Origin of the sequence: Weissella fangxianensis (assembly GCF_024718545.1) — a bacterium.
GTDB classification, from domain to species: domain Bacteria; phylum Bacillota; class Bacilli; order Lactobacillales; family Lactobacillaceae; genus Weissella; species Weissella fangxianensis.
Window position 1 is genome coordinate 19,993 of the sequence record NZ_JAMXDB010000010.1, and the last position, 24,266, is coordinate 44,258.

Below are 24,266 nucleotides of genomic sequence, written 5' to 3' on the forward strand. Positions count from 1 at the left end.
TCATGCAGTTAAAAACTTAATCTTGGCAGACCACTTAACGACCACCACCTCAACCACCATCTCGGCTGGTTGGGTTATTTAACGTGCTGTTAATAAATATCGATTATTAGCAAACCGTCCAACCAGCTCGACACCCCCTTGCGGTGCAAGTTGATTGGGCGGTTTTTTGTATACTTTTTTAGTAGAAAGAGGAGTTTGGCAGATGAAAAGTGAACAGGGAAAACCTGAGCGTCAGTTAAAACGTTCATTAACGAGTGGGCAAATGCAGATGATTGCACTTGGTGGCACAATTGGTGTTGGTCTATTTATGGGATCAACATCAACCATCCAATGGACTGGTCCATCAGTGCTATTAGCCTACGCTTTTGTCGGTATTCTGTTGTATCTAGTCATGCGAGCACTAGGGGAAATGATTTTCATTAACCCAACAACTGGCTCATTTGCTGACTATGCAACAAACTATATTCATCCTTTGGCTGGTTATCTCACAAAGTGGAGTAACGTTTTTCAATACATCGTTGTTGGAATAAGTGAAGTTATTGCCGTCAGTACTTATCTAAATTATTGGTGGCCCAACTTACCCGGCTGGATTTCTGGCGTTGTCGTCATTGCCACGCTAGCTTTTGCAAATCTAACTTCTGCTAAAGCTTACGGTACGATGGAATTTTATTTTGCCATGATCAAAGTGGTCACGATTATCATCATGATCGTGCTCGGTGTCATGGTCATCTTCTTAGGGTTAGGTAATAACTGGCACGCAATCGGATTATCAAATTTGTGGTCACACGGCGGTTTCTTCACAGGTGGCGTTAAAGGGTTCATCTTTGCGCTGTCAATCGTGGTCGGTTCTTATCAAGGAATTGAAGTATTAGGAATCACTGCTGGTGAAGCAGAACACCCAAAGCATGCCATCGTTGCATCAATTCGTTCAATCGTTTGGCGTATTTTGATTTTCTATATTGGTGCTATCTTTGTTATCGTCACAATCTACCCTTGGAACCAACTTGATGCTGTCGGTTCACCATTCGTTGAAACATTTTCAAAAGTCGGTATTTCAGGAGCCGCTGGTATTATTAATTTCGTCGTACTAACAGCTGCAATGTCGGGTGCCAACTCTGGTATCTACAGTTCAAGCCGGATGTTGTTTAAGTTATCAAAAGATGGTGAAACAGCAAAATCGTTATCAAAGTTGTCATCACATCAAGTGCCTTATGTTTCAATTCTTGCTATTTCTGGTGGTATTCTACTTGGTTTGATTTTAAATACGGTCTTTTCTGCATTAAGTAAATCAACAGCTGATTTGTTCGTCCTAGTTTATAGTTCAAGTGTGCTACCAGGTATGGTGCCTTGGTTTATTATCCTGTTCTCAGAGTTAAGATTCCGCGCATCTAATAAAGCCTTGATGGCTGAGCATCCTTTCAAAATGCCACTATATCCATTAACGAACTACTTCGCTCTGATCTCACTAGTAATCATCGTTATTTTCATGTTTATTAATCCAGACACTCGTATTTCTGTCTGCATCGGTGCTGGTTTCCTAGTTCTGTTGTCGATTATTTTCTTTGTTCGAGAAAAGAAACATCAAAACTAAATCACAACAATAAAGACCAGCAAGGTCATGCGATGAACATCGCGTGACCTTGCTGGTCTTTTTACTATTAAATACAATGCCATACATTTATTAATGACGCTTACCAATTTTAGACGTTACCCCTTCGGCTACCATCAAATCCTCAATACGATCAACCATCGCCAAGACTTCATCATCCCCAATGCGCTGCCGGGCACGACTTAAAGTTGACGAACTAAATGGCCGTTGATAAACATACCCTGATTGACCAACGAAATATTGCAAATAGGGATTCTCCTTGATTTGTTCCAAAGTTTCTTCATCAGTTAATTCAAGCAATTGTTGAATCATTAGCGCACCGAACACTAATCGGAACGGTAAAGGTTTAGGACCACGATTACTTGTAAAAACTAATGCATATTGTTTTTCTAAATCATGCCATGGAATTTTATCTGCGCGCACAACCCAACGATTGTCACGATCGATTGGTAAACCTGATGGCTGATTAAAATCATCAAACGACATCTGTTCATAATTCGTCACATGATACTTTCCCATACTGACATACTCCCTTACTAATAAATACTTTTACATCTATTATCGCATATTTTCTTAGTAAGCAACCACTTTCTGATTGAGTGAGGTTTCAATGGCTATGAAATACTATTAGTTATTCATTCTTGCGTTTGTAGTAATAATAAACTGGGATACCAACACCTACAAAGAAAAATGAAATCAACACCATTGAGAAACTAGCAATTAATGTGTTGATCAAAACAAATAAGGCACCACCAATGGCAATGATTGGAATAATTGGGTACAAAGGTACTTGGAATAATAATTCATTGGGCTTCACGCCAGCTTTTTTATCTCGTAAACGCAAAATAAAAACACCAAAAAATGTTGCCGCATAGAACAACCAAATAACAAAGACAGCCATATCTGACAACCAATCAGCTCCTGAGATTGCAATCAAAATAGCTGCTAAGCCGGCCGTTGTCCATAATGCTGTTACTGGGGCTTGTGCACGATTAACCTTTTTTAGATAACGTGGTAAAACACCTTCATCAGCCATTGCATAAACCATCCGGGGAAAGGCAAGCATCTTACCATTAAGCGTGCCAGCCATAGAAATCAAAATACCAAGTGCCAATAATTTACCACCTAAATCACCAAATGCTTGACGAGCGACTGTATATGGCACCTCACTACCAAGGGAAACAATTTGGTTGGCTGGCACGGCTTGATAAATACCATAAGTTACCCCAACATAAACCAAAATAACAACTAACAGACCACCAATAATTGCTCGAGGTAAGTTACGACGTGGATTTTTTATCTCACCACCTAAGTTAGCTAATGTTGCCCAACCATCATAAGCAAATAATGTCGCTAAAATTGCCAGTCCAAAATTACCAGATGTTGATGATGCCATATGATGAACGGTTTGACCCAAAGCATCGGCTTTCCCAAAGAAAACGCCAAAGGTAACCAAGGCAAAAATGGGAATTAATTTAATCGTCGTCGTCGTTACTTGGAAAGCACTGGCAATACGATTATCCAATGAATTCATGGCTGTAATCAGCAATAGGGTCACAATACCGATTGTTGGTGCCCATTGTGTTGGTATATTAAAAAAGTCCGCAAACAGTTCCGCAAAATAAGCCGCAACCGATGCAATAATCGCAGGGGCATAAATGGCAACTTGTGTCCAACCAGTCAGGAAGCCAACAAACTTACCATAGAGCTTTTCCATATAAATGTACATACCACCGGTTTCCGGTATTCTTGAGCCAATCTCTGATAAGGTCAACCCACCAGCCAAGGTAATCAAGCCACCCACGATCCAGGCTGCTAACCCTGCTGTCGTACCGCCAGCCGTCTCTAATACTTGTCCTTGCTTAAAGAAAATTCCTGAACCTACAACCGTACCAATAACTACCGAAATACCTGTCATCACGCCCATCGAGCGCTTTAAGCCACTTTTTTCTAACGCCATCTCTATGCTCCTTAAGCCAAAATAAAAAAGCCGTCCAACCCAGGTAATACACAACACAATGCATTACCCAGATTGAACGGTTTTTGTTAGCGACAAATTATTTAATCACCTCAAAACACTCAACTGCTTGGTAATACAGTTGAGTCAGAGGACGTCGAATTATTAATTTGCATATTTTTTAAATTAGTCATTAGTGATGTCCTCCCTTGATGCGATTTAATATATATTAAACTACCACAGCGATTATAGCTTTGCAACTGTTTTTTAATTATATTTTCATTATCGCTAATAAAAATATCTATTACATGATAGATCATTTTTTATAAACCGAAGCATTAGGATGGTCATTCTTGTACCATTCTTCAGCCTTTTTGGTGGCAATCGCAATAATACGTTGTTCATTATAGTTTTCTTCTCTTTGTAGCGCATTCATAATTTCAATCGCTTTGTTACGCACAGTTGGCTTAAGATTTTTTAATGAGTCCGGGTAATCTTCTTTTGTCCATGGCATGTTAAACATCTTCTTTGACATAATTACTGACTTGTAAAAAACAATCAGACTGAAATTGCCTAACTATTTATAGCTATATTCTAACGTACAACCATGTTTGGGTGAATTAATTTGGACTTTTGTCCCACTTATCAAACTAAGTTAGACTATACTTATGATAAAAGAAATAAGGAGGAAATATTATGAAAGCTATTCAATTAGATAATTATGGTCCAGTTACTGGTTTAAAAGAAATCGATACTGAAACACCAGCTTTACTGAAAAAACAGGTGTTGGTCAAAAATCATGCCGTCGCTATTGATCCTTATGATGTGAAATTTATCGCAGGAAAAATGGGTACTTCAGAAGAATTACCATTAATTCCCGGTTCAAGTGTGGTGGGTGAAGTCGTCGCTATCGGTTCAGACGTCACCGACTTTAAAGTTGGTGACCGCGTTGCTGCCACTCGTCACCAAAAAACCTATGCTGAATTAGTACCAGTTGGCCAATCTGCCGCTACAAAAGTGCCTGATGACATTGATGACATTCATGCCGTAGCCGCGGTCATTGGTGCTGCAACTGGTTATCAAATGATTCATCGTGATTTAAACATCCAACCTGGGCAAAAAGTTCTTGTTCAAGGTGGCGCAGGGGCTGTTGGTTCAGTTGCTGTGCAGGCCGCATTGAATATTGGGGCACAAGTTTATGCAACCGCTAAGCCAGCTGACTTTGACTATCTAAAATCATTTGGAGATGTCACACCAATCGACTATCATACCGCCTATGAAAATGAACTATCTGATTTCGACGCTGTCTTAGATACCATTGGTGGTGCAGTCTCGATTCAGTCTGCAAAAATTCTAAAAACTGGTGGTATCCTACGTAGCATCGCTGGTCTTGATGAAAAAGCTCTGTCAGCATTTGATATCGACGCTGCTAACACCTTCTCCGATGGAAAGCGTCCTAATCTTGAAGCATTATTTGCCGATATGGTTGCTGATAAAATCACGTTCCGTATTGGTCAAGTGCTCCCATTTACATTAGCTAATCTTCGTGACATTCACGAACAAGCTCGTCAGCATTCCTTACAAGGGAAAGCTGTTTTAAAATTCGATACGTTTTAAAAGGCCCCTCTTTCTGATACAATAATGCCATTGTTAAACGAGGGAGCGTAATGGGAAATGTTATTTACTGAGCGTGATTATTATGAAGATGTTGTTCAAATGTTGCAGGATCGTGGTGTCCAATTACCTGACATTGCTGAATTAGTTGTCAGTGGTCAAAAAGACTATATTCCAGATTTATCATTGGCAACAGCCATTGATTCTGTACAACACGTGTTACACAAAACTGAAGTACAAGATGCCGTCATGACTGGTTTAGCCCTAGACGATGTGGCGGAGGCTAAACAACTACCAGAACCATTACAAGAACGTATCGGTGGTGACCATGCGACTTACGGTATCGATGAACAATTGGTCATGTCTATCTTAGGTATCTATGGAACAATTTCATGGACCAATTTCGGTTATCTAGACCGCGTGAAGCCTGGCATCGTTGGTAAGTTAAACGACGAACAACATAACGGCGGTCGCGTAAATACCTTCATCGATGATATCGTCGCAGCAATCGCAGCAGCAGCCGAAGCTAGAATCGCACATGATTAAAGAAAGAGCTGATACGTTGCCGTTTTGGAGTCCAAAAAATAAACAAAATAAAAAACCACTTGCTATCGCAAAACTTTGCGTAACAAGTGGTTTTTAGTGTTATTTATTAAAAATTATTCTTCTGAACCAAGACCGTACTTAGCAACCAATGCTGCCAAAGCACCACCAACTAAAGGTCCGATGAAGTAAGCAGCAACGTGAGTCAATGAAGTTGCTGAACCAAACATTGCAAAGAACACAGCAGGTCCAAGTGAACGTGCAGGGTTCAATGAAGCTCCGGTTACTGAAATACCAACAATAATCAATACTGCCAATGTCAAACCAATGATCATTGGTGCAGCAACTGAAGATGCTTCAGCCTTCTTTGAAGTAACCATCAAGATAACTAGTACAAAGAAGAATGTCAAAATCAACTCGATAACAGTTGCGCCGAAGAATGAAACTGGTGTTGTGTAATCAGTTTGACCAAAGCCAACTTGCTTGATCATCGTAGCGCTGGCTCCAACACCCTTCATGATTGCCCAAACAACGGCTGAACCAGCTAGTCCACCAATCAATTGTGCAATAACATAACCAGTAAAGTCTTTCCATGAGATACGACCATTCATGGCTGCTCCCAATGAAACGGCTGGGTTAAAGTGACCACCTGAGATTGGGCCAAAAGCGTAGGCACCAGCAGCTAAGGCGATACCAAAGGCCAAGGCAACAGGAAGTGGACCAGTTTGTACACCGACCAAAACAACTGCACCAGTACCAACGGCAACTAATAACATCGTTCCAAAGAACTCTGCTAAGTATTTACGTGTATTACTTTCCATAAACAATAATTGCTCCTTAAATAAAATTGACTTGTTCTCTATAACAAAATAAATAACTAACTCTAACTATATAACACTATTGTACTTAAATTCAGCTTTATTAATAAATTTTTAACCTTAACGGCCAATAATAGCCAATGCGTCTTTGTCTAAAGCAAACCATGTATTCGTTGCATTAGTTTTAAATTGCTTGATAAAATCAGGACCATCCGCTTTTGGCTTTGCTGAACCAACCAGCTCATTATCAATCCCAAGGACTTGCAAGTCATGAAAGGCTTCATCCCAACGGACGGTATAATAATTACCATCCATTTTTTCATCCACAATTGATTGAAAGCCCATTTTCAATGCTTCTTTAATAACATCTTCTTCCGATACTGTAAAGCCACGTCCTGCCATCAGGTCAACACGATCACGCACATCTTGCATATCTTCCGGAATCTTTTGCGTGTTCATTTTTATCCTCCTTACTAATTTCGTCTACTGAATGTAAAAAAACATTGTACTAGAAACATTTTAACAGTCAGTTGCGATATAATAAACACTGAACGTCGTAATTGATTATTAAGATATAAAAAATTGAAGGAGGTTGCTTTTCATGATTGAATCAGTAACTGCACAAGAAATGCAAAGGTTTAGTCACTACACCACTGATGAAATTGGTGTCCATCCCCTAGTTTTAATGGAACGAGCAGCCATCTCTGTGATGGAAGTACTCGGTGCAGGTACTTTTGACTTATCCAATGTTCTCGTTATTGCTGGCTTAGGCAACAATGGTGGTGATGGTATTGCCATTACTCGCATGTTAGCACAAAAAGGTGTTAGTGTTGACTTATTGCTATTAGGTGATGCCCATCGCGCGACTCCTAATACAGCAAAACAACTAGACATCGCCCGTAAATACGGTGTTACCCCACATAATCGTGTCCGCGACTTCCGCCATTACACGGTTATTGTGGATGCCCTATTTGGCGCCGGACTATCAAAACCAGTCCCTGTTAAACTAGGTGAAATCATTAAACGCGTTAATGCTGCTAATATTCCGGTTGTGTCAGTTGACATTCCATCCGGTCTAAATGCAACAACAGGTACTATTTTAGGCTCTGCCATCCGCGCATCTGCTACGGTTACTTTTGCATATCCTAAACAAGGATTACTAAAAAATGAAGGCCTAAAACGTGCTGGTAATATCTACGTTAAAGATATTGGCGTTTATTCTCCAGAAGAACTATCAAATTTTAAGAAAGAGAGCAGCAACCAATGAAGATTGTATTAGTTGGTGCCGGACCACGCAACTTAACCCTATTAGAACGTCTGATGGCTTATGCCAAGGAAACAACAAGGCCTGTCGATATTACTTTATATGACAGTTTCCCAATTGGTGGCCGTGTTTGGAATCCGGATCAAAGTCCACTTTTCCTAATGAACACAGTTACTCGCCAATTAACCTTATTCCCCGACCCTTCCATACCGAACCATGCAGCAACTGCCACCTATGGTCCTAACTTTTATGAATGGGCAATTACATATGGTAAAGAATATATACAACGGCGCCATTTTGTTAACAGTGAACACTTTCTTGATGAAATTGCACGGATCAATCCTAATCGCTTTACTTCTCGTGCCCTATTTGGTGTTTATAGTCAATGGTTTTATGAACGTTTAGGTACTCAAATTCCTGGTAATGTCATGCTGTCTTATGAACGTAAACAAGTCTTAGATGTTATCCCTCAAGACGATCAATATGAAATCGTCTTAGATGATGGGACCAACTTTATGGCTGATAAAGTTGTCATGTCAACGGGGATGGTCGATAACCAATTATCAGAAGAGCAACAAGCATTTACTGATGCTGCTAATGCCCATGAAAACATGCTATATATTGGACCAACTCATCCTGCAGAAGCGAATTTAGATGATGTTCCAGCCCGTCAAAAGGTTGTGCTTCGTGGTCTAGGATTAAGTTTTTTTGATTACCTAGCCAAATTGACGATTGGTCGTGGTGGTCGTTTTGCACGTGACAACAACGGTGTTCTTTATTATCTACCCTCAGGTAAAGAACCGCATATCATTGCGGGTTCTCGGCGTGGTTTGCCTTTGCATGCGCGTGGTATTAATCAAAAGGCAACTGAAAGTTACCAACCACTGTTCTTTACGAACAAAAAGCTTGATCAGCTAGCTGACGAAAACAACGGTCAACTATCATATGATGACTTTTTCAAATTACTGAAAAAGGAATTAGAATATAAGCATTATCGTAATACAATCAATGACTTTGGAATTACTTGGCCATTCAATGCCGATCACTTTATGACTGCACTTGCTGAAAGTGACGATTTGAATAAGACCGCCCGTCAATATGGTGTCGCCGAAGAATATATCATGGATTGGCAACGTATCCTAAACCCAGTTGCTGATATTCCTGAAGAGGTCGAATATAGTGACTTTATGATGAACTACCTAACTTGGGATATTAACGATGCATACAAAGGAAATAACGACGCCCCTTATGCGGGTGCTTTTGATATGTTACGTGATATTCGCTCAGTCATTCGCCACTACTTGGATGCTGGCTATCTAAATGCTGATGAATATGAAAAGTTTTTGCGCCACTTTAACCCACTGAACACCTTGATTTCTGTTGGCCCACCTATTTTACGTATTGAGCAGATGCGCGCCCTGATTGAAACCGGCTTGTTAACGATTGCTAGCCCTGGTCTCAGCGCAAGCATTCAAGACAATCACTTTGTGGCCCGCGATAACCGTAACAACGAGTGGACTGTTGATAATCTGGTTGAAGCACACCTATCAGCACCTTCACTCTCACATACCATCAACCCATTGATGAGTAATTTACGTGAAAAGGGGATTCTAAGCGAAGCAACCTACACGAAATCTGATGGTTCAACGTTCTCTGCTGGTGGTACACGCATGAATAAACAGACAATGACGGCAATTGACCAACAAGATCAAGAAGTCCCTGGCCTATTTATTTGGGGTGTCCCAACAGAAGGCTGGTCATGGTTTACAACGTTCTCACCACGTCCAGGAATTACTGATAAAAACCTGAGCGATGCTGAGAATATTGCCCAAACAATTTTTGAATAAAGCAAAAAAATAGGTTGAGACATAAATTATGTCTCAACCTATTTTTATTTGGATTTTATTGTACAACCCCTTGATCTTGGTGCTTTAAATTATATACAAATGCCAAAATCATGCAGATAACCGCAACAATAAAAATATTACGTAATCCAGTATGATAAATATTATGCATCACTGGCACAATCTTATTTGATAATTCATCAACCGTGTGTGGATTGATCATTTTATTAAACATCCCCACTGTTAATTGCTTATCTGGATGTTGCGCAATACCGTTTTGCAAGGACTGATTCATAACAATTCCAAAAATTGAAATGGAAATACTTTGTGCCAAACTACGAATCAATGTATTAAACGAAGTAGCCATACCGATGTGTTCAAGCGATACAACACTTTGCGAAATAATTGTTGAGCCAGTCACAGTGATACCAAAACCAGTTCCCAAAAATACACCAATAAGTAAGAATATAACAAATGGTGTATTGGTTGGTAAGAACGCTAGTATCGTGCCACTAACCACCAAAAGCCCCATGCTGGCCATCAAAATCTTTTGTGGTGTTAGACGTGATAACATCTTACCAGCAATAAATGATCCAACAATCCAAAAAATAGAACTAGGCGTTGTTGCAAAACCAGCAAACGTTGCTGGCAATCCTAAAATTCCTTGTGTCCATGATGGTACATAGACTTCATAAGCGATTAGGAAGATTGCCATCATCCCCACTGCGAAGTTTTGAATAACAAAGGTCCTATTTTTAAATAAGTCCAACAAAATAATTGGGTCTGTGGCACGTTTTTCTCGTTTAATAAACAGTAACAAACCAACAATTGCAACAATCGCAACAACTACGATCATGGCCCAGTTAATGTGTGCTTTATTAAGTAATTCAACACCATACAAGATTCCTGAAATCGTCATTGATAGCCAAACGATACCCCAGATGTCCAAATGTCCCTCGGTAGACCGTTTCTCTTCTTTCAAAAATATTAAAGTCAGAATCATTGATAATAAGCCAAATGGCAAATTAATAAAGAATACCCAGCGCCAAGTAAAATTATCAACAATCAAGCCACCCAATAATGGAGCAACCACAGAAGCAATTCCCCATGCTGAATTATTGATACCCATAATTTGCGCACGTTTTTCAGGCGGATAAATATCAGCAATAATCGTATTAGAAATTGGCAAAATAGCTCCTGCACCAATTCCTTGAATGGCACGCCAAATGATTAATTGTGGCATACTAGCCGAAAATCCACTTAATACAGAACCAGTTAAAAATATAATCAACCCGGCAATAAATACTGGCTTACGACCAATATTATCAGCTAATTTCCCATAGATTGGTGTAGTCAACGTACTCGTCAATAAGAAAATCGAGAACACCCAATTCATGATTGAAATACCCTCTAGGTCACCGACAATGGTAGGCATTGCTGTTGACACTATGGTCCCTTCGACCGCACTTAAAAAAGTTGCGATGAATAAGGCCAATGTCACCATACCTTTATTCGTTTTTTCCTTTTCCAAAACTACTACTCCTATTTCCTATAAATTCCGTGAACAATCAATCATAGCACATGGTAGACAATGACTACAAGCAACATACAATTAACTTAAAGCTTGCAGAATACCGAAATTAGGTTTATCCTAACATTAAGTTAAAGTTAACCAGGAGGATACCTTATGCTTGATGTTTACAAAGACGAACCCAGACGAGCTATTTTTGTCATTGATTCCAAAAGCTTCTACGCCAGTGTCGAATGCGTTGACCGTGGTAAAAATCCACTGCAAACCATGCTCGTTGTGATGAGTCAGCAAGAAAATACAAATGGTGGTCTGGTACTTGCTGCTTCACCAATGGCTAAAAAAACACTGGGTATCAGTAACGTTATGCGACAACGAGATGTACCCTATCATCCTGATTTATTGATTGCTGAACCACGGATGAATTATTACATTGAAAAAAATCAACAAATTAATGATATCTATCGTGAATTTGTGGCTGACGAGGATCTGCACATTTACTCAATTGATGAATCTATTCTGGACATTACTGATAGTTATCAATATATTATTTCAAAATTTGGTGATGGCCATGATTTAACACGCCAGCAAATCGCCCGTATCATTCAAAAAGAAATCAAGAAAAAAACTGGTATTTATACCTCCGTTGGCATTGGCGACAATCCAGCAATGGCTAAAATGGCGCTTGATTTAACTGCTAAACACGCTCCTAGTCTAATTGGTGAATGGCATTATGAAACAATTTCAACGTTTCTATGGCCAATTGAAACGCTATCTGATGTTTGGCACATTGGCAAACGTACAGCTAAGAAACTCAATCGTTTAGGCATCTTTTCAATGAAAGACTTAGCTTTGCATAATCCATACCACTTGGTTGAAAAGTTTGGGGTTGTCGGTGGTGAACTTTATGCACTTGCTTGGGGTATTGATCGTAGTCTCGTTAGACAAAAGTATCATGCAAAAAGTCGTGCACTAAGTAACAGCCAAGTTCTACCACGAGATTATGATAATCCCACTGAAATTGCCGTCATCATTAGGGAAATTGGTGAACAAATCGCCAGTAGACTACGTGCCAAACATTTAGTTACCAACCAAATCTCGCTTGGTTTAGGGGTAGGATATCATAACCCGACTGATAGCCACGGTTTTCACGTTCAAATGACGCTTCCCCCAACAAACTCAAGTGCCCAAATTACACAAGCACTTCACCAACTATTTACCGTTCACTATCATGGTGAAATCATTCGCCATATCGCTGTTAGTGCTGGTAATTTAGAAACTGCGGGTGAGGAACAATTGGACCTTTTTGTGCCACCAGCTACTATGCAACAACATCATCAGTTAGATGAAACAATCGATATGATCCGCCAAAAATTTGGTATTGATGCCATTTTTAAAAGCTCTAGTTTAGCTGGGGGCACAATGCTTGACCGCGTTGGGCTGGTCGGCGGACATAATGGTGGTAATGCCTATGGCTATAGATAATGAAGAAATTGATAACGTCACCCTCAAACAAGCCCGTCAGTTTTTTAAGTACGACTATCATGACCGCGGTATGGTCAAGTGGCAGGGTTACTATTTATCTGACCATACTGAGCACGTGAATAAAATTGCCCATGAAGTAAAGCATGCCAATCAACGCGTACGCAAACCCGAAATGGCTCCAGAATTAATTGCCAAAATTTTATTTGAAGCATATGCCCAACAGGACACGGTAACCATTCAATTGAACACACAATCAGAACAAGGCATTAATCCACCTATGATAACTGGCGTAGTTAAAGGCTATACTGATGAAGCCATCGTTATCGGTACACAATTTGTTCCGCAAACTAATTTATGGTGGGTCAGTAAGACGCCACCCACCACTCAGTAATTTTTAAGTAAAAAGAGGTTCAGAGACAAAAACATGCCTCTGAACCTCTTTGTGCTTAAAATTATTTAATTATGATTCAGAAAGTTTAACGACATTACTGATTCATTCTTGAGTGACGGACACCATACGTCAAGTACAGAATAAGACCAAGAACAAACCAGACACCTGCGGCAATCAATGTTTCAGCATGTAATTGTGTAATCAAGAATCCTGTCAACAGTGCTGAAACAATTGGCATCACCGGATAACCTGGCATTTTGTAACCATCATGGTTAACGTCTTTACGACGACGTAATGGCAAGATACCCAATGACACAACCACGAACGCCAACAAAGTACCAACATTAACCAAATCAACTAAGGCGTCCAATGGCACTAACCCACTAAATAGGGCAATAACAACTGTTGCGACAGTTAAGGCACGATTAGGATTTCCTTGTTTATTTAGCTTACCAACACCACCGGGTAACAGGCCATCTCGACCAACCGCATAAATTAACCGTGATGCCGCATACGTCATTGTATACATCATCGTTGCCATTCCAATCAATGCACCAATTGTAATAATCAATGATGCCCAATTTTGACCAACTTGTTGCAAAGCAAAAGCTGCTGGATCCGCAACATTCAACTTAGAATAATGTACCATACCAGTTAGTACAAATCCCATTAAACCATACAAGATAGCCGCAATAATTAGCGTACCAATAATTCCAATTGGCATGTTACGCTTAGGATTTTTCACTTCGGCTGCTGATGATGACAATGCATCAAAACCAAGAAAGGCGAAAAAGACCATCGATGTTCCAGTAATAACTCCTTGCCATCCAAACGCACCATTAACACGTTCTGGAATTAAAGGACTGTAGTTACTGCTCTTAACAAAGAAGAAACCAATCACAATGAACGCCAAAATAATAATTATCTTGAATAAGACCATTGCATTTTCCACACGTTTTGACTGACGTAAGCCGCCACGTAATAGCAAACCAATTAACAAAACAATGACAACAGCAACGATATCAATATACGTCCCATTTGCTGGGTTATAAGCACCTGATAAGGCCGTTGGGATTTTGACCAAAGGAGAGATCAGGTTAGCAAAATAAGCTGACCACCCCGTCGAAACAGCCGAGACACTTAACATGTATTCCAAAATTAGTGCCCAACCTAATACCCAGCCAATCACTTCACCAAAAATAACATTACCATATGAATAAGCTGATCCTGCTACTGGCATAGCAGTTGACATTTCAGAATAAGCCATCGCTACTAAGCTCGATACTAAGGCCGCCAAAATAAAACTAAAAATAATTGCTGGCCCAGTTGTCGTTGCTGCCACAGTTCCAGGTAAAACGAAAATTCCTGAACCAATCACTGCACCAATTCCCAAAGCAACTAAATCTTTTGCATTTAGTGACTTTTCAAAATGGCCATCACTACTCATATAGGTGTCTAATGACTCCTTTTTAAATATTCTCTGCCACATTCCCATATATATAACTTCCTTTCACGGAACATCATGCTACAACCCATTTGTCATTTGAAAAATACCAAGATAATAAAAAACACGTATTGGATAACATCATTGTATCCAATACGTGTATGCAGATAATGCATTACAAGTTGCTCACTTGCTTTCACACATTTGGATACTTTACCGTCATCCAAATGTTCAGCGCAAACAACCTTACGCAGAATTCGGATGACTACCCGAAATACGTAAAGTAACTAAACGCTGATGTTACTGACAAATAAGTTTGCATATCTACATTTCCTTTTCTTTTAGTTTACCTGTAGATATTAAGCCCATTTACGTGCAAAGTCAATTGTTTTATGAAAAAAATCTCATAAATGTATTAATCTACTAATAATTGGTAACCTAGTCGATCACCAAATTCAAATGGTACCATGCCTCTATATGTAAAATCAGTTTTCGTAATAACATTCTGCATAATGATATTTTCTGGGAATGTATCAATGCGAATATCACGATAGCCACGTGCACGTGCTAAATTAACTAAATCGCGTGTTAATGTTTTACCAACACCCTTACCACGAATGTGCGAATTAATCGTTACTCGATGAATGGCGACATATTCTGGTTCTTCACCAACCCATTCACCTTGTAAAATTTCATATTCTGCTTCTGGTCCTGGTACTAATGAGCCATAACCGGCTACTTGTCCATCGTAAATCAGAACGATTCCCCAGCCATTAGCAATATCTTTTTCAAATAAAGCCCTGTCTGGTGCACCTTCGCCCTGCCATTGCGATGCGCCTTGCTCACCCAAGTATGCAACGCCATCTTGAAACGCAGCCCAAATTGCTGGAAAATCTTCTGGCTGGGCTGGTCTTGTGTACATCAACATAATCGTATCCTCCGCGTCTACATTATTAAATTTTCTAATTATAGAACGTTTCTTATTTAATACCTACTAATTATTAAATAGCAGAACATTATATTAACAAATTAAAAACAAAAACCCAACCTTTTTTATTAAAATAATAATTTTATTTTTAGGCTATTTCACCCTAATTTGAATCATTTGTTGATTTCATCAAACTCATTAAGAATCTTAAATAGTGACCAAATACATAGATAATCATCAACGTCGCCGCAAGCCATTCAATTTTTGCTAAAGCCATCACACCACTAGCTAGGTTTAAACGATTTGATAAGACCGTTATCGCTGTTGATGCAATAACCAATGGAAAAGTAAAGGCTGCAAAGCTTGGATAAAATCGTAACAATGAATGTTTAGCAGAGATATAAATTTTAGCCATTAAAAATAACGTAGCAAAGTAAAGGCATTGCGCAAAAATCGCCATGCCAATGGCAAAAGCATGATTAAATTGGCTAAAAATATTTAAATATCCGGTTAAACACAACGATGCTGGCGCTGCCATAATTGTCAACAACGGCAGCGCTCCTTCTGTCATTTCCCGCAAACGGATTAATCGAAAAATAACAATTGGGAAAACAATGACATACAACACCACTGCTAAACAGAAGAAGAGTTGACCAATGATTGTACTAAACATTGGTGCACTAACTGGAATAACACCAATACCAACAAACATCACAAACCAACTTGGATAAACGGCTTGTAACCGCGGCTTGGTCTGAATTAAGTTAAACCAACAAAAGGCGACCATGATACCGAGATGAACAATAATTGCAGCCAACCACAAACAACTGGCAAAACGCGTCATTCCCCATCGATACCAATACATTGCCATCAACATCAACGCCATTGTAAACGTTGGTAGCGTCCCCGCAGTTACAGGGTTCATCATTTCACTGTGGACACTACCATATGCGAACAACAGTTTCGCAAATACAAACAACATTAAGATCATTCCCACTATGCCAATTATATTACCCGTCATGAAAAAACCATTCATAATAAATAAATTCCCTAATGATTCAATACCTAAAATTAAACCACATAACGCCATTGGAATTTTTTTCAACTCTTGTACCATGAAATTCTCCTTCAACTCATTTCACTTGTCTGGTAATTTCAATGGCACTAACGCCATGCCTTTTTCATAGCTAAAAAAATAGCCAGTGTCTCTTTTGCATCAGGTAACGCCCGGTGCTTTTGTTGCCCCAAATCAATCCCATACATTTCTGCTAAATCCATTAGTGAAATGTCTTGCGGATTACCTGCAATAGCACCATGAATTTGCTGCGTATCATATAATTTGCCGCGAGTGTCCCATTTGCCAAGATTATGATGCTGCAAGCCTTCTTTGATCAGCTGGACATCACCATCAATAATGGCATGACCAACAATTGCATAATCACCAACAAATCGCATAAAACGACTTAAGGCGCGTTCTTCAGAAATACCATGGCTAATCATGTCCAACGTGATCCAGCCGTCTTTACCACCCATTGATTTAGTAATATATTTAAATGATTTCATGGCGCTACCAACAGGTGGATTATTAACAATAACTGAAAATTTCTCAATATTTTGGGTACCTGTTACTTTAATCGCACCAATCTCAATAATTTGATTACTACCATTCATCTCCAAATCAAATACCACATAATTATTTAAATTCGTAAATAGCATTTATTAATACTCACCTCCCCAAAAATATTTATCCATCAAGCATTTTAATTTTAACAATAATTATAAAGAAAGGCCTGAAAATTTCTCATCAACTGACGAAATTTCAGACCTTATTCTTTAGATTTCGTTTAATTAAGCACCCATTAGCATATAAATCAGCGCTAGGGCAATAACTACTTGGAAAATAATCGTAACAAGTCCATATCCTAGGAACTTAGCTCCTGATGACTTGATCGTTGTCCACTTCAAATTTAATCCAATACCCGCTAAGTTAACAACACCAAAAAAACTCGTAATATTTTGTGCTGTATGAGTCACAAGATGAGGTAGTGAAATAAATGAATTGATCAACATCAGAATAATGAATGTTATGACAAACCAAGGGATACTCATCTTTGATTTAGTAGCTGTACCAGTATCAGTTGATATTTTTGCAGCATGACGTGCCATAAAAATAACGACTACTGATAGCATAATGACACGTAGCATTTTGAAAATTGGTGCATAAGTAACCACACTGCCACCAACAAGTGACGCAGTTCCAGATACTTGACCAACTGATTGCACGGTTCCACCAATCAAGGCACTAACCATCATATTATCCGGTAACACGGCCGGTCCTAAAATTGGTAAGACAAATAGTAATACCACACCAGCCAGTGAGACTGTTGCTACGGACGTCCGTCGTTGATCATCACTAGCGCCCACAACCGGTGCCACTGATGCAATTGCACTTGAACCACAGACAGCATTACCTGCTCCCATCATCATTGCTGATGCCGGTGCAACTTTAAAAATACGGCCACCAAGCCACATCACAAAGAAAATGGTCAATGACATTTGTAGCAAAATAAACAACACACCTTGCCATCCAAGTGAAGCCATATTTGTTAAAGTAACATTCAAACCTAGGCAGGCAATCCCAATCTCAATCGGGTATTTTTCAGCCCATTTAACTCCTGCTGCCCAACGTTGGTTGATAAAAATTGTATTTCCTAAGACAATTCCCGCCAACATAGCCAATGCCTCGGCACCTAATGTTGGTAAGAAAGGTGACAGTAGTTTTGCAACGAAAGCTAGCAAAAACGTTAAGATAATGCCCGCTATCATATTCTTTCTAATTACCATGTGAACTCCTAAAAATTTTATAGCAAATCGGCATTATTATACACCTTATTACCCATCAGACTAACAAAAATTGCATAATTTGTCCTAAATATGACCATTATTTACTTTTAAGAAGTTAATATCTTGAAAATTGTACAAAATATCGCTAATATGGATAAGGTTTAAAAATTTTCGTATCAAAAATACATATTTCTTTGAGAAAGGAACTTTAAATGGTCCAAGTAAAATCTCCTTATTGGCAAAAAGTTGTGGACGATGCTCAAAAACATCCTGCTGTTCCAGGATTAGACACCATCCCCTTCTTCACCATGGCTCCTATGGAAGCCGTAACAGATTCTGTTTTCCGTCGTGTCGTTGCTAAAGCTGGTGGCCCTGACGTTTACTTTACCGAATTCACAAATGCTCGCAGTATTACCCATCCAAAAGCAAAGTTCACCGTACAAGGTCGTTTGCACGTTGAAGAATCAGAACAAATGCCTGTCGCTCAATTATGGGGTGATCGTGGTATTGATTTTGAGACTGCTTGTTTTGACTTAAAAGAACGTGGCTACGAAGCCGTGGACATTAACATGGGATGCCCAGCTGCTACTGTCGTTAAGAATAATAGTGGTTCTGATTTGATTCGCCATTTTGATAAAGCTGAAGAAATTATTGCTAGTGCTAAAAAAGCAGGCTTAGCTGTTTCTGTTAAAACTCGCCTTGGGTTCAATCAAATTGACACTTTTGAAGAGTGGATTCCATTTCTTCTAAAACAAGATATCCCACTACTTACTGTTCATATGCGTACACGTAAGGAAATGTCAAAAGTGCCCGCTCACTTTGAATACATTGACCGTTTAGTGCAATTACGTGATGAAATCGCCCCAAACACCTTACTTCAAATCAATGGTGATATTAAAGATCGTGCTGATGGTCTTGAATTAGTCCGCCAACATCCTGGTGTTAATGGTATTATGATTGGTCGCGGGATTTTTGAGAATCCTTTTGCTTTTGAAATCACACCACGAGAGCATACGCTAGATGAGACCCTTACCCTATTGCGTATGCAATTAGACTTATACGACCAATTCACTGCTGAATTTGGTCCCATGCACTTCCAAAAGTTAAAGCGTTTCTTTAAAATATACGTGCGTCATTTTTCATACGCGTCTGACTTACGAGTTGCTTTGATGGATACAAACAACACGACACAAGTCCGTGAATTACTTGATCAATTTGATGAGCAATGGGCCGCTCAAAAAGCAGCCGACACAATTGCAATTACAACAAAATAATAATAATAAAAAAGGAGCATGTTCATCTGAGCATGCTCCTTTACTGTTAATTAGCTTCATTTACTTAGTTGGTTCAAAAATCAAATGCTCGTTAACGAACGCATTCAATCCTAATTCACTTAGCTCACGACCGTATCCCGAGTTTTTAACACCACCAAATGGCAGTTCAGGTAATGATGTCCATCCTGAATTAATGAATGACATACCTGTCTCAATTTGTTCGGCGACACGTTGTGCATGGTCGATATCACTTGAGAAGACAGTGTTACCAAGACCATAACTTGAATCATTAGCCAATGCAATGGCCTCTTCTTCTGAATTAACCTTGTAAACTTCAGCAACTGGACCAAACAATTCTTGATTGTAAATTGGATTATCCTTAGTAATATTTGTCAATATAGTTGGTTGGAAGAAGAAACCATCCCCTTCAACCGGCTCTTGACTATAAACTAACGTCGCTCCACCAGCAACAGCACTATCAACTTGTTTCTGTAGTTTCTCTTGCGCACTCTTAGATGATAATGGCGCCACGTCAGTTTCAGGATCCATTGGATCTCCTACCTTAGCCTTTGAGAAACCATCTTTTAGAATATCGATAAACTCATCGAACTTATCAGCCAAAACAATGAACCGCTTTGATGATGTGCAAACTTGTCCTGCATTGTACAAACGTGCACCTGGCGCAACTGCCTTAACTTCATCCCAATCCGCATCATCTAAAATAATGAATGCGTCATTACCACCAAGTTCAAGCGTTGACTTCTTTAATGCCTCACCGGCTTCTTTGGCAACGGCTGCACCACCACGTTCAGAACCCGTCAAGCAAACACCTGCGACACGTGGATCATGAATAGCCTTAGCTACTAAGTCATAATCGATAAACAAATTAGTCAAAGCTCCCTCTGGCGCACCGGCTTCAATGACTAAATCAGCAAATAATTGGGCTGACTTGGCACAAATTGACGCATGCTTCAAAATCATTGGATTACCAACAATAAAGTTTGGTGCAAAGACACGCACAACTTGATATAGTGGGAAGTTCCATGGTTCAACCGCAACAATGACACCAGTTGATTGCTTAACATAGTGTGCATTTCCTGCTGGTGATTCGACAGGTGTGTCGGCCATGAATTCCTCACCCTTTTTTGCATAATAAGAAACAATACTTGCACACAAGTCGACTTCACCTTCGGCCTCAGTTAATAACTTCCCCATGTCATAAGTCATTGCCTTAGCTAATTCTTCTTTGTGTGACACAATTGCATCAGCAATTTTCTGTAATGTTGCTGCACGATCACTAACAGATGTACCACGCCATTTTTTATATAAAGCGTGACCAGTTGCTAGCGCTTGCTCTAAATCTGCTTCAGTTGCATTATCATATTCCTGTAAGACTTCCCCAGTATATGGATAGGTTGTTTTATATGCCATAATATCCCCCTTTGTATAAACGACAATCAGTAGCAATCCATGCTACGCCATCATTATAACGCTAATCGACTAAAAAAGCGCTTAAAAAAATTTCACAAAGAAGATGTTTTTATGTTTAAAAAATCACAACCAAGCCTTTAACGGCGCTTTTTTCGATGACGGTTACCGCTTGTGATTTTTCGTAAATTACCGTCTGGGCGCCGTTGGGCTGCCGGACGTTTAGCAGCCGTTGGCACAGGGTCTTCCGGATTCAAACTAGTAGCAAAAAGACCTTCTAACCAGGCAATCAAAATCTGACCAATCACCATAATTGTTCCAATTAAATTCAAATAGACAATTAGCACAAGCAATGATCCTAATGATTGATAAAAACCAACATTTTTTACAGTAAATTGCGCATACCACCCAAATGAATAGTTCAAAATGATCATCAAAACAACTTCAATACCCGATCCAATGATCAGCGGTTTTAATGCAATTCTTTTAGCTGGTAACGCAGCATTGAATACACACATCATCACCCAAAGACCCGCTAGAGTAATCAGCCAACGTTGTTTCGTGATAAATTCTAGCCATCCGATACCTGGAATCGCCGCAATAATCGCTGGTAGAAATGCACTAACAACGATTACAACAACCGCTGACACCAGAATAACCAATAGCCATAAGAAACTAAATACACGTGTCAGTAAACCACTGACCCGTTCTGGTACATCATACACAGCATTAAATGATTTACGAATAATTGCTAGTACTGAACTCGCTGCCCAAATCGTTGTCACAATTGAAAATGACAAAATTCCGACGCCACCTTTTAGGACTGATTTAATAATTGGTTCTAAAATCGACATAATATTACTTGGAAGCTGTTCCGAAAGTAATGTTATTAAGTCGTTCGCACTCAACCCTGCTAAACTGGCAACCGCACCAACACTCATCAAAATAGGAACCATCGACAATAAGGCATAATATGTAATAGTTGGCCCCACCATTTTGAGATTTCCGCGTTTCAAAAACGTTTGGAATTGTTCAATCTGAAATTTCTTTGTTAGGCGGTGAACATCAACAAGAATTTGTCGCATGCTTACTCCCTCCTTCGCTAAATATACACCCAGTATCTCAATGTTTGATGTAGATAGCAAATACTAAGTTATGATATTTACATACCATTTCTAATAAAATAAAAACTGACGACAAATCTATATAATGATTTATCATCAGTTTAAAATTTAAATTAATTATTCATTAGTGGAATTGCATACCACCATCAACTTCAATAGTTTGACCCGTAATGTAGTTTGAATCTGGTCCAGCAAGGAAGGCTACTGCAGCAGCCACATCTTCTGGCTCTGACAAACGCTTCATTGCAATGTCCTTCGCAAATGTTTGCATACCCCATTCGTCATCCTTACCCGCGTTCTTACCAACTTCATGGGCAATATCAAACATCATTGGTGTCTTAACAATACCAGGTGCATAAGCATTAACTGTAATGTTCTCCTCAGCCAAATCACGTGCGGCCACTTGCGTTAGACCACGTACCGCAAACTTAGTACTACTATACAAAGCAAGATTTGGATTACCAACAACACCAGCTTGTGAAGTTGCGTTGATGATCTTTCCCCCGTTACCCTGCTTCTTAAATTGTTCAACTGCTGCTTGGATACCCCAAATATCTCCAGCAACATTAATATGATAAACCTTATCAAACAATTCAGGAGTAATTGTATCAATTGGTGTCGTAGGACCAAGACCAGCATTATTAACTAGCACATCAAAGCTACCTAATTTGTCAGCAACTTCTTTAACCGCTGCAAAGAAACCATCACGATCAGAAACATCTACCTTGACTGCCATTGCAGATCCACCGTTCTTTTCGATATCATCTGCAACTTCTTTACTCTTTGCCTCGTTCAAATCAGCGACTGCGACTGCAAATCCATCTGCGCTAAGGCGACGAACAATTGCTTCACCAATACCTTGTGCACCACCAGTAACCATTGCGACTTTCTTTGTCATTACGAATTCCTCCAGTAGTATTATTTGAAACAACTATAGTTTAGCATAAATTCTTCTGTTTGTTAATAGTTCCACAATTAACTTAACTGGAATAAAAAAACGTTTAATTAGTGGTAGTTAAAACTAATTAAACGGTTCTTTTTTTAGATACTAATGACAATATTTAGCATATCCTATTAATGCACCACCCCAGTATCCTACAGGCCCAGCTACTGATCCTACCAATGCATGACCTAACGTACCTGCATAGCATTTTGCAACGTTTTTCTTCTTACCACCAATAACAAACATTGTTTCCTGTTGTGTTAATTCTTTGTATTGTTCCTTCATTAGACTCTCCTCCAGTCACTATTAGCAATATATAAATCGTAGCCTAAGGTCTTACTATGAAAAGAAAAATAACTTTATACTGAATAAAGTTTTGTTAACTGCCAATACTCAGAAATATATAAAGTAAAAAAGTCCTGTTTATTCAATATATAGTAAGACACTTAAGACATGAAAAGGCGTATCGATTAAATACCATTTTTGATTTTACGATAAATCCAACATTCTAAAATTAAAGCCGATGCCAAGACAATATAAGTTGTAAAAGTATCCTGAATATTAAATTGGTTTGTTGAGCATAAATCAATAACTTCAATGGCATTGATTAACAATATACAATGCACCGGTATTAATGGCATATATTTTTTAGAAAAAAACATGATGACTTCTAATATACCGTTGTTACAATCGATATATTATAAATATTCACCTCCTTTGCTATAAATAATGATATACATTCTTTAAAGATTTAGATGAACTTTAATTTACCGTTGTATTTTTACTATTAACCGTTAATTTAACCCATTGATTCGCTGCCAAGCTTTCTTAAAATTTTGCTTTTTTCGGACAGATAATGGACACCATATTTGGTTTTCAACATCAAAATAGACACGATTAAGCCGAATATCAAAATAACTAACTGACATTAAATTAATAACAAATCCTTTATGCGACCGAAATAAATTTTTGTGCCTTTTTTCGATACTAGATAGTGAATCATTAATTTCAATAATTTTATTTTTAGCATAAAGCACAACACGGTTAACATGATTGGGTTTAGAAGCAACGTAAAGGACTTCTGACATTGGAATATCATAGTAGCGCGCATGCAATTATAAACGAATTTTTCTGGATTGTTTTTCATATGACTAACAACTAAACCCAAAGCAATATTAATATCTTCCCGAATCGATTCTTCTATCTCATCAAAACTTTTATTTTTAGA

General features: G+C 38.9%; 24 protein-coding genes. 8 read left to right on the plus strand and 16 right to left on the minus strand.

The annotated features are described in order from the left end of the window. The first annotated feature begins 202 nt into the window (after nt 1-202). Entirely contained in the window at nt 203-1,591 is a 1,389-nt protein-coding gene (locus NGR58_RS04485; protein ID WP_258088446.1) for an amino acid permease, read from the plus strand. Between the two features lie 90 nt (nt 1,592-1,681). Here the strand turns inward: NGR58_RS04485 and NGR58_RS04490 are convergent, their stop codons facing one another. The 3 genes from NGR58_RS04490 to NGR58_RS04500 form a co-directional block, all read right to left on the minus strand. Then, the gene (locus NGR58_RS04490; RefSeq protein WP_115471678.1) at nt 1,682-2,128 is read right to left on the minus strand and encodes a transposase; all 447 of its coding nucleotides are present in this window, start codon (nt 2,126-2,128) and stop codon (nt 1,682-1,684) included. A gap of 112 nt (nt 2,129-2,240) precedes the next feature. After that, nucleotides 2,241-3,569, minus strand: coding sequence for an APC family permease (locus tag NGR58_RS04495; protein WP_258088447.1), 1,329 nt, complete (start codon nt 3,567-3,569; stop codon nt 2,241-2,243). 313 nt (nt 3,570-3,882) lie between these two features. After that, nucleotides 3,883-4,080, minus strand: coding sequence for a DUF2188 domain-containing protein (locus NGR58_RS04500; protein ID WP_258088448.1), 198 nt, complete (start codon nt 4,078-4,080; stop codon nt 3,883-3,885). A gap of 182 nt (nt 4,081-4,262) precedes the next feature. Between NGR58_RS04500 and NGR58_RS04505 the strand changes: the two genes are divergently transcribed. Continuing rightward, complete coding sequence (locus NGR58_RS04505; RefSeq protein ID WP_258088449.1) at nt 4,263-5,183, plus strand: NADP-dependent oxidoreductase; 921 nt, start codon at nt 4,263-4,265, stop codon at nt 5,181-5,183. 57 nt (nt 5,184-5,240) lie between these two features. Then, the gene (locus NGR58_RS04510) at nt 5,241-5,726 is read left to right on the plus strand and encodes a phosphatidylglycerophosphatase A (protein WP_258088450.1); all 486 of its coding nucleotides are present in this window, start codon (nt 5,241-5,243) and stop codon (nt 5,724-5,726) included. A 113-nt stretch (nt 5,727-5,839) separates the two neighbouring features. On the opposite strand, the gene NGR58_RS04515 is transcribed toward NGR58_RS04510, so the two are convergent. Both NGR58_RS04515 and NGR58_RS04520 read right to left on the minus strand, forming a co-directional pair. Beyond that, the gene (locus NGR58_RS04515) at nt 5,840-6,544 is read right to left on the minus strand and encodes an MIP/aquaporin family protein (protein WP_258088451.1); all 705 of its coding nucleotides are present in this window, start codon (nt 6,542-6,544) and stop codon (nt 5,840-5,842) included. A gap of 117 nt (nt 6,545-6,661) precedes the next feature. Then, nucleotides 6,662-7,000 (minus strand): hypothetical protein, encoded by a 339-nt coding sequence (locus NGR58_RS04520; RefSeq protein ID WP_258088452.1) that lies wholly within the window; start codon nt 6,998-7,000, stop codon nt 6,662-6,664. Nucleotides 7,001-7,142: 142 nt separating this feature from the next. Between NGR58_RS04520 and NGR58_RS04525 the strand changes: the two genes are divergently transcribed. After that, nucleotides 7,143-7,808, plus strand: coding sequence for an NAD(P)H-hydrate epimerase (locus tag NGR58_RS04525; RefSeq protein WP_258088453.1), 666 nt, complete (start codon nt 7,143-7,145; stop codon nt 7,806-7,808). Beyond that, nucleotides 7,805-9,652, plus strand: a complete 1,848-nt coding sequence (locus NGR58_RS04530; RefSeq protein WP_258088454.1) for an FAD/NAD(P)-binding protein — start codon at nt 7,805-7,807, stop codon at nt 9,650-9,652. The genes NGR58_RS04525 and NGR58_RS04530 overlap by 4 nt, the downstream gene beginning before the upstream one ends. Before the next feature lie 55 nt (nt 9,653-9,707). On the opposite strand, the gene NGR58_RS04535 is transcribed toward NGR58_RS04530, so the two are convergent. Continuing rightward, nucleotides 9,708-11,180 (minus strand): MDR family MFS transporter, encoded by a 1,473-nt coding sequence (locus NGR58_RS04535; protein ID WP_258088455.1) that lies wholly within the window; start codon nt 11,178-11,180, stop codon nt 9,708-9,710. A 156-nt stretch (nt 11,181-11,336) separates the two neighbouring features. Here NGR58_RS04535 and NGR58_RS04540 point away from each other — a divergent pair, with 156 nt between their 5' ends. Both NGR58_RS04540 and NGR58_RS04545 read left to right on the plus strand, forming a co-directional pair. After that, complete coding sequence (locus NGR58_RS04540) at nt 11,337-12,662, plus strand: Y-family DNA polymerase (RefSeq protein ID WP_258088456.1); 1,326 nt, start codon at nt 11,337-11,339, stop codon at nt 12,660-12,662. Next, a complete protein-coding gene (locus tag NGR58_RS04545) occupies nt 12,649-13,053 on the plus strand; it encodes a hypothetical protein (RefSeq protein ID WP_258088457.1) in 405 nt (134 codons plus the stop codon). The genes NGR58_RS04540 and NGR58_RS04545 overlap by 14 nt, the downstream gene beginning before the upstream one ends. Nucleotides 13,054-13,147: 94 nt before the next feature. On the opposite strand, the gene NGR58_RS04550 is transcribed toward NGR58_RS04545, so the two are convergent. The 5 genes from NGR58_RS04550 to NGR58_RS04570 form a co-directional block, all read right to left on the minus strand. Further along, nucleotides 13,148-14,548: an APC family permease gene (locus NGR58_RS04550; RefSeq protein WP_258088458.1), complete on the minus strand. Its 1,401-nt coding sequence runs from the start codon at nt 14,546-14,548 to the stop codon at nt 13,148-13,150. A 364-nt stretch (nt 14,549-14,912) separates the two neighbouring features. Next, a complete protein-coding gene (locus NGR58_RS04555; protein WP_258088459.1) occupies nt 14,913-15,425 on the minus strand; it encodes a GNAT family N-acetyltransferase in 513 nt (170 codons plus the stop codon). Between the two features lie 163 nt (nt 15,426-15,588). Then, complete coding sequence (locus tag NGR58_RS04560) at nt 15,589-16,542, minus strand: TDT family transporter (protein WP_258088460.1); 954 nt, start codon at nt 16,540-16,542, stop codon at nt 15,589-15,591. 47 nt (nt 16,543-16,589) lie between these two features. Further along, nucleotides 16,590-17,141, minus strand: coding sequence for a 3'-5' exonuclease (locus tag NGR58_RS04565; protein WP_258088461.1), 552 nt, complete (start codon nt 17,139-17,141; stop codon nt 16,590-16,592). A 132-nt stretch (nt 17,142-17,273) separates the two neighbouring features. Next, the gene (locus tag NGR58_RS04570) at nt 17,274-18,269 is read right to left on the minus strand and encodes a YeiH family protein (protein WP_258088462.1); all 996 of its coding nucleotides are present in this window, start codon (nt 18,267-18,269) and stop codon (nt 17,274-17,276) included. Nucleotides 18,270-18,481: 212 nt separating this feature from the next. Between NGR58_RS04570 and NGR58_RS04575 the strand changes: the two genes are divergently transcribed. After that, a complete protein-coding gene (locus NGR58_RS04575; protein ID WP_258088463.1) occupies nt 18,482-19,543 on the plus strand; it encodes a tRNA dihydrouridine synthase in 1,062 nt (353 codons plus the stop codon). A gap of 60 nt (nt 19,544-19,603) precedes the next feature. On the opposite strand, the gene NGR58_RS04580 is transcribed toward NGR58_RS04575, so the two are convergent. The 5 genes from NGR58_RS04580 to NGR58_RS10270 form a co-directional block, all read right to left on the minus strand. After that, nucleotides 19,604-20,974 (minus strand): NAD-dependent succinate-semialdehyde dehydrogenase, encoded by a 1,371-nt coding sequence (locus tag NGR58_RS04580; RefSeq protein ID WP_258088464.1) that lies wholly within the window; start codon nt 20,972-20,974, stop codon nt 19,604-19,606. 137 nt (nt 20,975-21,111) lie between these two features. Continuing rightward, a complete protein-coding gene (locus NGR58_RS04585; protein ID WP_258088465.1) occupies nt 21,112-22,056 on the minus strand; it encodes a YihY/virulence factor BrkB family protein in 945 nt (314 codons plus the stop codon). 163 nt (nt 22,057-22,219) lie between these two features. Continuing rightward, nucleotides 22,220-22,993: a (S)-acetoin forming diacetyl reductase gene (locus NGR58_RS04590; protein ID WP_258088466.1), complete on the minus strand. Its 774-nt coding sequence runs from the start codon at nt 22,991-22,993 to the stop codon at nt 22,220-22,222. A 150-nt stretch (nt 22,994-23,143) separates the two neighbouring features. Beyond that, entirely contained in the window at nt 23,144-23,323 is a 180-nt protein-coding gene (locus NGR58_RS04595) for a Blp family class II bacteriocin (protein ID WP_258088467.1), read from the minus strand. A 509-nt stretch (nt 23,324-23,832) separates the two neighbouring features. Next, nucleotides 23,833-24,126, minus strand: a complete 294-nt coding sequence (locus NGR58_RS10270; protein ID WP_407077144.1) for a LytTR family transcriptional regulator DNA-binding domain-containing protein — start codon at nt 24,124-24,126, stop codon at nt 23,833-23,835. Between the last annotated feature and the right edge of the window lie 140 nt (nt 24,127-24,266).

Excerpts from the sequence above, each read along its gene's own strand:
- NGR58_RS04545 (WP_258088457.1), top strand. The coding sequence starts at position 12,649 with ATGGCTATAGATAATGAAGAAATTGATAACGTCACCCTCAAACAAGCC.
- NGR58_RS04570 (WP_258088462.1), bottom strand. The coding sequence starts at position 18,269 with ATGGTAATTAGAAAGAATATGATAGCGGGCATTATCTTAACGTTTTTG.
- NGR58_RS04505 (WP_258088449.1), top strand. The coding sequence starts at position 4,263 with ATGAAAGCTATTCAATTAGATAATTATGGTCCAGTTACTGGTTTAAAA.
- NGR58_RS04510 (WP_258088450.1), top strand. The coding sequence starts at position 5,241 with ATGTTATTTACTGAGCGTGATTATTATGAAGATGTTGTTCAAATGTTG.
- NGR58_RS04560 (WP_258088460.1), bottom strand. The coding sequence starts at position 16,542 with ATGGTACAAGAGTTGAAAAAAATTCCAATGGCGTTATGTGGTTTAATT.
- NGR58_RS04590 (WP_258088466.1), bottom strand. The coding sequence starts at position 22,993 with ATGACAAAGAAAGTCGCAATGGTTACTGGTGGTGCACAAGGTATTGGT.
- NGR58_RS04500 (WP_258088448.1), bottom strand. The coding sequence starts at position 4,080 with ATGCCATGGACAAAAGAAGATTACCCGGACTCATTAAAAAATCTTAAG.
- NGR58_RS04540 (WP_258088456.1), top strand. The coding sequence starts at position 11,337 with ATGCTTGATGTTTACAAAGACGAACCCAGACGAGCTATTTTTGTCATT.
- NGR58_RS04565 (WP_258088461.1), bottom strand. The coding sequence starts at position 17,141 with ATGCTATTTACGAATTTAAATAATTATGTGGTATTTGATTTGGAGATG.
- NGR58_RS04515 (WP_258088451.1), bottom strand. The coding sequence starts at position 6,544 with ATGGAAAGTAATACACGTAAATACTTAGCAGAGTTCTTTGGAACGATG.
- NGR58_RS04580 (WP_258088464.1), bottom strand. The coding sequence starts at position 20,974 with ATGGCATATAAAACAACCTATCCATATACTGGGGAAGTCTTACAGGAA.
- NGR58_RS04550 (WP_258088458.1), bottom strand. The coding sequence starts at position 14,548 with ATGGGAATGTGGCAGAGAATATTTAAAAAGGAGTCATTAGACACCTAT.
- NGR58_RS04575 (WP_258088463.1), top strand. The coding sequence starts at position 18,482 with ATGGTCCAAGTAAAATCTCCTTATTGGCAAAAAGTTGTGGACGATGCT.
- NGR58_RS04525 (WP_258088453.1), top strand. The coding sequence starts at position 7,143 with ATGATTGAATCAGTAACTGCACAAGAAATGCAAAGGTTTAGTCACTAC.
- NGR58_RS04485 (WP_258088446.1), top strand. The coding sequence starts at position 203 with ATGAAAAGTGAACAGGGAAAACCTGAGCGTCAGTTAAAACGTTCATTA.
- NGR58_RS04490 (WP_115471678.1), bottom strand. The coding sequence starts at position 2,128 with ATGGGAAAGTATCATGTGACGAATTATGAACAGATGTCGTTTGATGAT.
- NGR58_RS10270 (WP_407077144.1), bottom strand. The coding sequence starts at position 24,126 with ATGTCAGAAGTCCTTTACGTTGCTTCTAAACCCAATCATGTTAACCGT.
- NGR58_RS04520 (WP_258088452.1), bottom strand. The coding sequence starts at position 7,000 with ATGAACACGCAAAAGATTCCGGAAGATATGCAAGATGTGCGTGATCGT.
- NGR58_RS04555 (WP_258088459.1), bottom strand. The coding sequence starts at position 15,425 with ATGTTGATGTACACAAGACCAGCCCAGCCAGAAGATTTTCCAGCAATT.
- NGR58_RS04595 (WP_258088467.1), bottom strand. The coding sequence starts at position 23,323 with ATGAAGGAACAATACAAAGAATTAACACAACAGGAAACAATGTTTGTT.
- NGR58_RS04585 (WP_258088465.1), bottom strand. The coding sequence starts at position 22,056 with ATGCGACAAATTCTTGTTGATGTTCACCGCCTAACAAAGAAATTTCAG.
- NGR58_RS04530 (WP_258088454.1), top strand. The coding sequence starts at position 7,805 with ATGAAGATTGTATTAGTTGGTGCCGGACCACGCAACTTAACCCTATTA.
- NGR58_RS04495 (WP_258088447.1), bottom strand. The coding sequence starts at position 3,569 with ATGGCGTTAGAAAAAAGTGGCTTAAAGCGCTCGATGGGCGTGATGACA.